The sequence below is a fragment of the Streptomyces sp. NPDC020747 genome, from assembly GCF_044334695.1.
Taxonomy (GTDB): Bacteria; Actinomycetota; Actinomycetes; order Streptomycetales; family Streptomycetaceae; genus Streptomyces.
On the sequence record NZ_JBIRTJ010000002.1, the window covers coordinates 849,791 to 860,899 of the forward strand.

The 11,109-nt window shown below is 68.7% G+C and carries 11 protein-coding genes; 8 read left to right on the forward strand and 3 right to left on the reverse strand.

Annotated elements, in window-relative coordinates:
* Window positions 1-7: 7 nt before the first annotated feature.
* On the reverse strand, window positions 8-889 hold the full coding sequence (locus tag ACH4YP_RS08905) for a helix-turn-helix transcriptional regulator (RefSeq protein ID WP_361061352.1): 882 nt from the start codon (window positions 887-889) through the stop codon (window positions 8-10).
* Between the two features lie 144 nt (window positions 890-1,033).
* Here ACH4YP_RS08905 and ACH4YP_RS08910 point away from each other — a divergent pair, with 144 nt between their 5' ends.
* Entirely contained in the window at window positions 1,034-1,435 is a 402-nt protein-coding gene (locus ACH4YP_RS08910) for an ATP-binding protein (protein WP_398489974.1), read from the forward strand.
* A gap of 44 nt (window positions 1,436-1,479) precedes the next feature.
* Here the strand turns inward: ACH4YP_RS08910 and ACH4YP_RS08915 are convergent, their stop codons facing one another.
* Window positions 1,480-2,103: a TetR/AcrR family transcriptional regulator gene (locus tag ACH4YP_RS08915; RefSeq protein ID WP_361061356.1), complete on the reverse strand. Its 624-nt coding sequence runs from the start codon at window positions 2,101-2,103 to the stop codon at window positions 1,480-1,482.
* A 257-nt stretch (window positions 2,104-2,360) separates the two neighbouring features.
* Between ACH4YP_RS08915 and ACH4YP_RS08920 the strand changes: the two genes are divergently transcribed.
* The 7 genes from ACH4YP_RS08920 (at window position 2,361) to ACH4YP_RS08950 (ending at window position 9,573) form a co-directional block, all read left to right on the forward strand.
* Window positions 2,361-3,350 (forward strand): tetratricopeptide repeat protein, encoded by a 990-nt coding sequence (locus ACH4YP_RS08920; RefSeq protein WP_361061357.1) that lies wholly within the window; start codon window positions 2,361-2,363, stop codon window positions 3,348-3,350.
* A 620-nt stretch (window positions 3,351-3,970) separates the two neighbouring features.
* Entirely contained in the window at window positions 3,971-4,606 is a 636-nt protein-coding gene (locus ACH4YP_RS08925) for a DUF6230 family protein (protein ID WP_361061359.1), read from the forward strand.
* A 103-nt stretch (window positions 4,607-4,709) separates the two neighbouring features.
* On the forward strand, window positions 4,710-5,249 hold the full coding sequence (locus ACH4YP_RS08930) for a DUF6114 domain-containing protein (protein ID WP_361061361.1): 540 nt from the start codon (window positions 4,710-4,712) through the stop codon (window positions 5,247-5,249).
* The gene (locus ACH4YP_RS08935) at window positions 5,239-6,552 is read left to right on the forward strand and encodes a hypothetical protein (protein WP_398489976.1); all 1,314 of its coding nucleotides are present in this window, start codon (window positions 5,239-5,241) and stop codon (window positions 6,550-6,552) included. The genes ACH4YP_RS08930 and ACH4YP_RS08935 overlap by 11 nt, the downstream gene beginning before the upstream one ends.
* A 483-nt stretch (window positions 6,553-7,035) precedes the next feature.
* Window positions 7,036-8,478, forward strand: a complete 1,443-nt coding sequence (locus tag ACH4YP_RS08940; protein WP_398489977.1) for a Hint domain-containing protein — start codon at window positions 7,036-7,038, stop codon at window positions 8,476-8,478.
* On the forward strand, window positions 8,387-9,025 hold the full coding sequence (locus ACH4YP_RS08945) for a polymorphic toxin-type HINT domain-containing protein (protein ID WP_398490050.1): 639 nt from the start codon (window positions 8,387-8,389) through the stop codon (window positions 9,023-9,025). The genes ACH4YP_RS08940 and ACH4YP_RS08945 overlap by 92 nt, the downstream gene beginning before the upstream one ends.
* Window positions 9,025-9,573, forward strand: a complete 549-nt coding sequence (locus tag ACH4YP_RS08950) for a hypothetical protein (protein WP_398489979.1) — start codon at window positions 9,025-9,027, stop codon at window positions 9,571-9,573. Before ACH4YP_RS08945 ends, ACH4YP_RS08950 begins: the two co-directional genes overlap by 1 nt.
* A gap of 106 nt (window positions 9,574-9,679) precedes the next feature.
* Here the strand turns inward: ACH4YP_RS08950 and pyk are convergent, their stop codons facing one another.
* Window positions 9,680-11,098, reverse strand: coding sequence for a pyruvate kinase (pyk, locus tag ACH4YP_RS08955; RefSeq protein ID WP_361061365.1), 1,419 nt, complete (start codon window positions 11,096-11,098; stop codon window positions 9,680-9,682).
* Window positions 11,099-11,109: the final 11 nt, after the last annotated feature.

An 11,109-nucleotide genomic window follows, 5' to 3' on the forward strand; every position in this document is an offset into this window, starting at 1 on the left:
GGCCTCTCTAGAGGTCGTGCAGGAGGTGCTGGATCAGCGTGAGCGAATCGGGCACCGCGTACGACTCGGGCGGGGTGCGAGGGTCGAGTGGGGCGAGCGCGGAGTCCCTCAACCGCCCGAAGAGGCAGCGGAATTGGGACAAGTGTTCCTCAGCGTCACGGTAGATCGGCTTGGCGGGATGGTCCAGCACTACGGTGGCCAGTTCCTCGACGTGGGGAGTCGTCAACAGGAATGGGCTGCTGACCCCCGGGTACGTCCGTGCGCGAAACGGGAAGACCTGAATGCTCACGTTGGGCAGCCTTGCCAGTTCGATGAGGTGGAGAAGTTGCGAGCGCATGACCTCGGGGCCGCCGTAGTGCATGCGTAGAGCCGCTTCGTGGATCACCGCGCGGACGGTCGGAGCGTCCTCTGCCGTGAGGATCTTCTGACGCTCCAGACGGAAGGCGACGGCATCCTCGGCCGTGGCGTGCCGTGGTTGTACGTCATCGAAAAGAGCCCGGATGTATGCCTCGGTCTGGAGCAGGCCAGGAACGAGCAGGGGCTGGTACGAGCAAATGTCCGCCGAGCCGGCTTCCAGCTCGGCGAGGTTGAGCGCATATGGGGTGACGCGGTCCCGGTAGGCCGTCCACCACCCTTTTCCATTGGACTCGGCCAGTTTGACCAGAGCTTCCACGTAGGGAGAAGGCGTGACCCTGTAGTGCGCGCAGAGCCTGCGGAGGCGATCGGTGGTGATGGCCGTGCGGGCGGACTCGATGTTACTGAGGAAAGGCGCGCTGAAGCCTGCGACGGCGGCGGCCTCGGAAGTGGTGGCACCCCCCTCTTCGCGTAGCCTGCGCAGCTCGGAACCCAGCCGTCGCTGCCGTTCGCTGATGTGCGTCCGTAGGGCCAAGGTGCTCTTCCTGTCCGCGAGTTGGCTGTCACTCGTTCGGGCAAGCGGGTTGAAATCGTAACCCCACTATCCCTACCGTCAGTATCGCAACAAGCACACACCGTGTGCACCCGAGTTGCGGAACTTCCCTATGACGGAGGCCTCATGAACCACGAGGACGACTGGGAGTACAGCATCAACCTCCCGCACACTCCCCTCGCCGTCGGTGTCGCGCGCGGCGCCCTGCGGCTGATGCTCCGTGCGCACGGGCTCGGCGAACTCATCGTCACGGCCGAGCTGTTGGTCTCCGAGCTGGTCACCAACGCGCATGTGCACGCTCCCGGCCCGTCCTGTCTGCGCGTGAAGCGCTCGGAGAAATGGCTGCGCCTCTCGGTGTGGGACACCAGTGGTGAGCCGCCTCGGATCCGCTGGGCGGGCATGGTCGCGGGCGCTGAGGGTGGGCGCGGGTTGGGGGTCGTGGAGGAGCTGGCCGACCGGTGGGGCCACTACTCCGTGGGGCTGTCCCGCACTGGCGGAAAGCTCGTCTGGTGCGAGCTCGGCGGTTGATGACGCGTACAGAAGGACGCGTACAGAGAGGGAGGGGAGGGGGGTCAGGTGGTTGAGGTTGCGGTCAACCCGTTCAGCAGGAGGCGGGTGAAGTCGCCGGCCCAGTCCGTGTCGACGGGCTTCGAGCTCACCAGGCAGCGGTGCACGACCGCGCCGGCGATCACGTCGAAGATCAGGTCCGAACCGCGGGCGGCTGTCTCCGGGTCGTTCTCCGTCGGTAGCTCCCCTCGGGCCTGGGCGCGGGCGCGCCCCTCGGTGACGAGGTGCTTCTGCCGGTCGACGATCGACGAGCGGATGCGGTCACGCAGAGCGGCATCGCCGGTCGACTCGGCGACCACGGCCATCAGCGCGGTCTTGGCCTCCGGGCGGCTCAGGATCGCCGCGAACTGGAGCACCACAACCTCGATGTCCGCCGCGAGAGTGCCCCGGTCGGGCAGTTCCAGTTCGTCGAAGAGGGCAGCCACCGCGTCGACCACGAGCTCGTTCTTGCCCGCCCAGCGCCGGTAGAGCGTCGTCTTCGCGACCCCGGCGCGCGTCGCCACGTCCCCCAGCGTCAGCTTGGACCAGCCCAGTTCGACGAGAGCCGCACGCGTCGCCGCCAGGATCGCGGCGTCCGCGGCGGCGCTGCGGGGGCGCCCCGTACGGGGGGCGGAGGTGCGGCTCTGCATGCCGGTGACCATATCCGGGGGCGCTGAGTAAGGGGATTCCGTGGAGCCGTGAGGGAGATCACCGGAAGGTACCTGACGCGATCCGTCGGCGACAGTTACGCTACGACCCGTAGCGAAAGCTCGTACGTGAGCGACAACCGCACGGCGCCAGGTGGGGACCCGGCGCCAGGACCGACGTTGACCAGTACTGGACCACGTGATCGAGCAGCTTTCACAACGCTTTTCACACAGGCGCGCGGAGGGGGGAGGATAGACGCATGCAGCCACGGAACATGTCCATGAGCGGAGTCGTCGACCTCGCCGCGGTGAAGGCGGCCCAAGAGGCCAAGGCGAAGGCGGAGCAGGCGCGTGCGGAAGCGGCGCGGCAGGGCGGCGGAGCCGTCTCCGCGGTGTCGCCGTCGAGTCTCGTCATCGACGTCGACGAGGCGGGTTTTGAGCGGGACGTCCTGCAGCGCTCCACCGAGGTGCCGGTCGTCATCGACTTCTGGGCCGAGTGGTGCGAGCCGTGCAAGCAGCTCAGCCCGCTCCTGGAGCGGCTCACCGCCGAGTACAACGGCCGGTTCGTCCTCGCCAAGATCGATGTCGACGCGAATCAGATGTTGATGCAGCAGTTCGGGATCCAGGGGATCCCGGCGGTGTTCGCGGTGGTGGCCGGGCAGGCCCTGCCGCTCTTCCAGGGCGCCGCCCCCGAGGCCCAGATCCGGGGCACCCTCGACCAGCTCGTGCAGGTCGCCGAGGAGCGCTTCGGCCTGACGGGCCTGACCGTCGACCCGGACGGCGAGCAGGGTGAGCTGGGCGAGCAGCCCGCGGAGCCCCAGGTCCCGGCCGGTCCGTACGACGCGCTGCTCGAAGCCGCCGTACAGGCCCTGGACGCGGGCGACTTCGGCGGCGCGGTGCAGGCGTACAAGAACGTGCTGAGTGACGACCCGGGCAACACGGAGGCCAAACTCGGCCTGGCCCAGGCCGAGTTGCTCCAGCGGGTGCAGGGCGCCGACCCGCAGCAGGTGCGCAAGGAGGCCGCCGACAACCCCGGTGACGTACCGGCGCAGATCGCCGCGGCCGACCTGGACCTGGTGGGCGGCCATGTCGAGGACGCCTTCGGGCGGCTGGTCGACGCGGTGGCGCGTACGGCGGGTGACGACCGGGACGCGGCGCGCGTACGGCTGCTTGAGCTCTTCGAGGTGGTGGGCGCCGACGACCCCCGGGTCGCCGCGGCACGTCGGGCGCTGGCCCGGGCCCTGTTCTGACCAGTCGTTAAACGTCGGGACCCGTGATGCCCGAGTGAAGGATTTGGCGACAGAGCGATACTGCGGCCGCGTTTTACCAAAACTTGGTAAACGCGGCCGCTGTTACTGCGAGTAAGTCAGGGGCGGTGATCTGTCGGATTCCGTCCAAGGTTCGATCATTTTGTCACCGCCCCTGGTGCCACCCAGAGTTGTCGGCCGATACCGACGGGTCGTTGTTCGGTTATCCGGCCGTTACTAGCCAGTAACGAACCCCCTTGTGCGGGCAGCGAGAATGCACCACGATCGGCCACGCTCGGTCCATTCCCCTTCCCCGACAGCCAATCGGGTCAGCGGGTTTCCTTGGGTCCCCACCGAGTAGGGACGGCGGCAGTGGAGCCGGCCCTTGGGCAGGGGGGTCTCCGCCGTTCGGTGGAGCCTGTCCGGCAGGTTGTGCGTGAAGTGTTCAGGCGCGACCAGTGGTTGTCGCTCGGGGGTGATCGCCGGTGATTCGGGTGCGTTCCGCGCCTCCGGGTTGGGGCGCTCTCCTTCCCGAGGACGTAGCACTTCTCCCATCCCTGCCCGGCTGAGCCGCCGTCTGGGGGCAGCCAGGGCCGGAGATGTACGTCCGAGAAGGAGGAAATATGGAGTCCCAGGTGCGTGGCGGGACCAGATGGAAGCGGTTCGCGGTCGTCATGGTGCCCAGCGTGGCCGCGACCGCCGCGATAGGTGTCGCCCTGGCTCAGGGTGCTCTCGCCGCGTCGTTCAGTGTGTCGGGCCAGTCGTTCAAGGTGACGGCTGACAAGCTCGACGGTGTTGGCTTCTCGCAGTACGGGGCCATCGACCAGGGCTACACGCTCAAGGGTGAGAAGACGGCGCACCCGGTTGCGGTGTCGGCGTTCAAGAGCGCCGAGATCACCAACATGTGCCAGTCCGTGGTCACCCCGGACATCCCGCTCATCGGTTCCGTCAGCCTGAACCTGAAGGCGGGCGGCGGCGGCAAGCCGGTCGAGGCCGAGAACCTCTACATCGACGTCGAGGATCTCCAGGCCAACGCGACCTTCCGTAACATCGACATCGGTGTTGCCGCCGGAGACGCCAACAAGGGTCCCGGCATGAAGGGCGGCAAGGAGCAGGCGAACCCGTACGGCTTTGCCCAGCAGGCCGACTCCGCCGTCCTGACCGACGTGAAGCAGACGGCGTGGGCCACCACCGCCGGCACCTTCAAGCTCAGCGGCCTGAAGATGTCGCTGTCCAAGGGTGTCAAGGAGTGCTACTAGGCACTCCGTGGGCGGGTGAGGGAGCCTGCGCTGCCTCACCCGCCCGTCCCTTTTCGTAGATACGTGAAACCCTCAGCAACGCCGTTCCAGGGAGCTGTTTTCCATGAGCGCCGAGACTCCTGCCGCGCGCGGTCAATTCCACATCTGGCGGCTGCGGTTCCGTGCCTGGCGGGGCGGCCGGCCGTTCTGGGCGGGCCTGTTCATCCTGCTCGCCGGATTCCCGATCGCATACCTTCCGTACGCGAACCTGCAGATCGGGCATCTCACGCTGGCCATGGCGACGACCGCGGGTGCGGGGTCTCTCATCATCGGCGTGCTCCTGGGTGTTCTCGGAATCAGCCTCTGGTACCAGAAGCACATCCGGACCTTCGCCGGTGTCGCGGCGATCCTGCTGGGCCTGGTGTCACTGCCGGTGTCCAACTTCGGAGGCTTCTTCGTCGGCTTCCTGCTGGCTCTGGTGGGCGGCGGGATGGCCGTGGCCTGGGTGCCGGGCGAGGAGCCCGCCGCGCGCCCGGCCGAGACGGACCGTACGGACAAGGGAGACGCCCCGGAGGCCGCACTGGCCAACGGCGCGAGCGAGCCGAACGATCTGTCAGGAACGAGCCCGACCAACGGGGCGAACGGGAGGCACAGTGCCGGCTGACGAGGTCCAACACGCGGGCCCCGCGGGCGAGGTCCGTGAGAGAACCGGGCCGCGGCACGCAGCCCCCAAGAAGCCGTTGTTCACCAGGTTGCACGTGCCCGCGGGCAAGGCGATAGCCATCGCTTCGATGCCGACCGCGATCCTCATGGGCATGGGCTTCACGCCCACGCTCGCCAGGGCCGAGGACAAGCCGTCCGCGAAGAACCTGACGATCGACGAGTACAAGGACTGCGTCAACGCGCTGGAGGAGGAGGGCGAGGAGGCGAAGGACGGCGCGTCGGCCACGCCGTCTCCCTCCGCCTCGACGAGCACCCCCGCGGACGACGGCAAGGACGAGCCGAGCGCCTCGGACCCGTCGGGTTCGGACACGCCGGGCTCGGGCTCTTCGTCGGATTCAGGTTCCGACGACAAGCCCGAACCGGCGCCGTCCGCCTCGGAGTCCAAGGCGCCCGACAAGCAGGCCGAGCCGACTCCGACGCCGTCCCCCTCGGCGTCCGAGTCGAAGAACCCGCTCGACCCCCTGGGTCTCGGCGAGGCGATCAAGGACATCTTCACCCCCGACGAGGAGGAGACGGCGACCCCGACGCCGACTCCCGCCGCGTCGACCCCCGCGGCCGAGGAGCCCGCCGAGACGTCGACGGACAAGGCCGAGGACCCGGTCAAGGACACGGTGGAGAAGGCCGAGGACACGGTCAAGGACGTCACCGACGCGGCGACGGACGCGGCCGAGGACACCGAGGAGAAGGCGGAGGAGGCGGCCGACGACGCCACCGCGTCCCCGACGCCCAGCCCGTCCGCGAGCTCCACCACCGACCCGGACGACTGCCCGACCGCCACGGACGACGAGGGCGGTGTCGAGCAGGGCATTCCCGCCCTGGCCGACGACCCCTGGCAGCTGGAGGCCAGTTCGCTCCTGCTCAAGGGCGCCGACTACCAGGGCATCGTCAAGGTGAAGACCGCCAGCGGCAAGGTCAAGGAGGTCCTCAAGTACGTGATCTCCGACGGCACCGACATCGGTGACCTGCATCAGGTCGTCGATGACAAGGACGCCAACGTGAAGTACCACGTGCAGGGGGCCAAGGGCTCGACGTCCACGATCCGTGACGGCAAGACGACCATGTACACGGAGAGCATTTCCGGCAACCTGCTCGGTCTGATCCCGATCACGTTCGACCCGGAGCACCCGCCGCCGCTGAACATCCCGCTGATCTACTTCACGAAGGTGAAGGTCGTGCAGGCGGCCCAGTTCGGTGGAACGCTGACCATTCCGGGGATGCGGCAGTACAACACACCGCTCGGATAGTCCCCCCCCCAGGGCCCGGTCCGGGAGCCGCACAGGGGCCGCGCTCCGGTTCTTCCGCTTGTTCGGAAGCCGGGGCGCGGCCCTGTTCCGTGTCTTCTCCGAGTCTCGTTCTGTATCGGCAAACGCTTCCTCCTCACCTCTTTACATTCTTCACGAAATCTCCATGGGCTATTCAATGTCGCGTACATGACCATGCGCGGCACGGGGGCGCCACCAAGGAACCAGGACCGGTGTTGCGGACATCGGCGTGTGCGTGTGCAAGTCCCCGCCGACCACATTCCCCGGGGGCTTCACACTTCATGCTCACGTTTCTCAGACGCCCGCTGTGCCGGGCGGCGGCTGTCGTGGCCGTATGCGTCGCGACCGCCGCGCCGGCGGTGACGACGGCAGGTGTCCTGCCGACGTCGTCGGCCGAACCCGACGCCGCGCGGGCCGCCCACACCGACCGGGCCCCGCTGCTCCAGCAGGCCGCCGGAGAGGGCAGTGGCCTCTTCCCGCTCATCGCCCGGGACAAGAACGGCCGTCTCTTCGACCACGAACCCACGGGCGCGGGCGGGTTCGCCGCCAAGTTCGACCTGGGCACCGGCTATTCGGGCGCGACCGCTCTGGCCCAGGCCAACATCTCCGGCAGTCTCACCGGCACCGACCTGTACGTGGTCATCGACAACACACTCTTCTACACCGCCGAGCGAGGCAACGACACCAAGGTCCTCGGAGGCCGCGCAGACGTCGTCCAACCAGGCGGCAGCCTCCGCCAAGGCGGCGAAGCAGGCGGAGGCCAACATCGTCGAGTACGACCGCCGGGCCGTCGAGGACGCCGAAGCGGCCCAGAAGGCGGCCACTTCGGCCGACGGGTACGCCACGGAGGCCGACGCGGCCGCGGACGACGCCGAACGCGACGCGGCCAGTGCCCGCAGCGCCGCCGACGCCGCCGAGGCCGACGCGTCCACCGCGCGCGGTGTCGCCGACCAGGCCGAGAAGGACGCCACCACGGCCGAGACCGCGGCGGCCAACTCCCGCGATCTCGCGGTGGAGGCCGCGCAGGCGGCGATCCGCACCCAGGAGGTGGAGTTCGAGGACCGCCAGGAGGACCAGCGCACGCCCGAGGGCAGCGGCACCGGCCTGGACGGCGTCGTGATGAAGCCCAGCGGTGACTCGCGCGTCGACATCAACCCCAAGAGCGACTGCGTGGGCACCCACACCGGGGGCGACATCGGCTGTGAGATCGACCTGGAGTTCCACATCTACGGGGAGATGGACTTCTACCTGGAGTCCTGCCCGCTGCCGGGTGTCTCGCGTGCCAAGTGCGGCAGCAGCATCAAGCGCGACTACCTGATGAGCTCGCCGCTGGACGTCACGTTCCGCGAGGACAACGTCCACGTGGACGGGCTGGAACTCACCGCGTCCGTCCTGAAGGCCGTGGCCACGGGCGCGGTGGCGGACATCGTCGGCTGCTGGAACCACAAGATCAGCAGCTGTCTGCGGCCGGCCGGCAGCATCATCCTTCCGAGTCTGCTGATGAAGGCCGCCGAGGCGGCCTTCGCGGTGCACCTGGCCGTCCGCAACGGGTCGGGGATCGGCGCGGCCATCTGGGGCCTGCGCGGATCCGGGCTCTCCGCGTCCGCAGCCGCCAATCTCCAGCGCGTCGGCCAGCAGGCCCTGAAGGCCATGTGTTTCCCGGCCGGTACCAAGATCGCCACCGAGCACGGGACCAAACCGATCGAGGAGATCGAGGCGGGCGACCGGGTCTGGGCGGAGGACCCCGCGACCGGGGAACGCCGCCTGCGCAGGGTCGCCGGACCGTTTCCGCGCCGACGCCCTGGTCTCCGTCGACATCGGCGCGGAAACGGTCCGGGCCACTCCCGAACACCCCTTCTGGGTACGGGGGAAAGCCTGGACAGGCGCCGAGGCGTTGCGCCCCGGTGACCGACTCAGCACCCTGGACGGTCAGGACGCGAGCGTCGAGTCGGTGAAGAGGACCACCCGCCCGGTGCAGGTGTTCAACTTCGAGGTGGAGGGCGACCACACCTACTTCGTCGGCCGGACGAAGGTGCTGGTGCACAATGCCTGCAAGCTCTGGTCGAACAACATGTCGGCGACGCTTGAGCGGGAACTCGCTCTGGCGGAGCGCATGGGTGTCCGTCCGGCCAAACCGGGATCCGCGGAGTGGGACAGGTACATCGACATGGACGGTGAACCGATCAAGTGGGCCGTACTGGAGGACGGACAGCTGATGATCATGCCGAAGGTGGTGCAGGGTCAGGAGCTCTCCCACCCCGTGCTGAGCGGTGGCGCAGGGATCCGGGCCGCAGGTGAGGCCGAGATCGCGGGTGGAGGCGGCCAGTACTTCGGGTTGAACATCAACAGTCACAGCGGTCACTTCTTCAAGCAGGGCGACCCGTTCTGGGCACCCGGCGGCGGAGCGGAACTGCTCGGCAGGGAGATGTTCGAAGCGGCAGGAGTGGTGTTCTGATGGACGGCCTCTTCGACGACCTGGACCGGCTCGACCTGGACGGTCACGTGCGTCGCTGGTCGGCGCCGGAGGTCGCGTCGGCCGATGGCGAGGTGAACCACTGGCTGCTCGCGGCCCAGATGTTCGCCGCGCGGCTCCAGCAGGATCCGGTGGAGATGTCCGACGAGCGGTGGCGCGCGGTCGGAGCGGCATGGTCGGCCCTGTTGGCGGCAGCCGAGCGGTCGACCGGGCCGCAGCGCGACGAATGGCTGATGCGCGACCTGTGGCTCAGGGCCTGGCTGCTGGGGAACGTGGGACCGCGCCCGGACGTGCCCCTGCTCGATCCGCGGCCGCCCTTCGAACGAGCCCTGGACGCCTTGCCCATGAGCCGTGAGGAGGCCGCCGAACTCGCCCCGCGCTGGCGGGAGCTGGAGCGTGAGCAGATACGCTCGCTCCGGATGGTCAAGCGGTTGCTGACGGTCATGCGTACCGTGGCGCCCTACCTCGGTGACCATCCCCGGTGGGCCGAGCACGAGGCCTGGCAGCGGCTGGCCGGCGACCTGCCGTAGCGGCCCGGAACACGCTGAGGGCGCCCCCTGCGCGGCAGGGGGCGCCCTCAGCGGCGTACGGCGCGTACGGCGCCCGAACGGGCCGACAGTCGGCCGTGCGGGCGGATCAGCCGCCCAGGTGGTGTACGCGGACCATGTTGGTGGTGCCGGGGACACCGGGGGGCGAGCCGGCGGTCATCACGACGATGTCGCCCTCGCTGAAGCGGTTGAGCTTGCGCAGCTCCTGGTCGACCAGGTCGACCATCTCGTCGGTGCTGTTCACGAACGGCACGACGTAGGACTCGACGCCCCAGCTCAGCGCGAGCTGGTTGCGGGTGCCCTCCTCCGTGGTGAAGGCCACGATCGGCTGCTCGGCGCGGTAGCGGGAGAGCCGGCGGGCCGTGTCACCGGAGTTGGTGAAGGCCACCAGGCCCTTGCCGCCCAGGAAGTCCGCGATCTCGCACGCGGCACGGGCCACCGAACCACCCTGCGTACGCGGCTTCTTGCCGGGCACGAGCGGCTGCAGACCCTTGGAGAGCAGTTCCTCCTCGGCCGCGACGACGATCTTCGACATCGTCTTCACGGTCTCGACCGGATACGCGCCCACGCTCGACTCGGCGGACAGCATGACCGCGTCCGCCCCGTCCAGGATCGCGTTGGCCACGTCGGACGCCTCGGCGCGCGTGGGGCGGGAGTTGGTGATCATCGACTCCATCATCTGGGTCGCCACGATCACCGGCTTGGCGTTGCGCCGGCACAGCTCCACGAGGCGCTTCTGCACCATCGGGACCTTTTCGAGGGGGTACTCGACGGCGAGGTCGCCACGGGCCACCATCACACCGTCGAAGGCCGCGATCACGGCCTCCATGTTCTCCACCGCCTGCGGCTTCTCCACCTTGGCGATGACGGGGACCCGGCGGCCCTCCTCGTCCATGATCTTGTGCACGTCGTTCACGTCGTGGGCGTCGCGCACGAAGGACAGCGCGACGAGGTCGCAGCCCATCCTCAGGGCGAAGCGCAGGTCGTCGACGTCCTTCTCGGACAGCGCCGGCACGTTCACGGCCGTGCCGGGCAGGTTGATGCCCTTGTGGTCCGAGATGACACCGCCCTCGATGACGATCGTCCTGACCTGGGGGCCCTCGACCTCGACGACCCGCAGCTCGACGTTGCCGTCGTTGATCAGGACCTGGTCGCCCTTGGAGACATCGCCCGGCAGACCCTTGTACGTGGTGCCGCAGATCGACTTGTCGCCCGGGACGTCATCGGTCGTGATGGTGAACTCGTCACCCCGCTCCAGCTCCACGGGGCCCTCGGCGAAGGTCTCCAGCCGGATCTTGGGGCCCTGGAGGTCGGCGAGCACGCCGATGGCGCGGCCCGTCTCCTGGGCGGCGGCCCGGACCCGCTCGTAACGGCCCTGGTGCTCGGCGTGGGAGCCGTGGCTGAAGTTGAAACGGGCCACGCTCATGCCGGCCTCGATCAGCGAGACGAGCTGTTCGTGGGAGTCGACGGCGGGGCCCAGTGTGCAGACGATTTTGGAACGGCGCATGGGGGCGATCC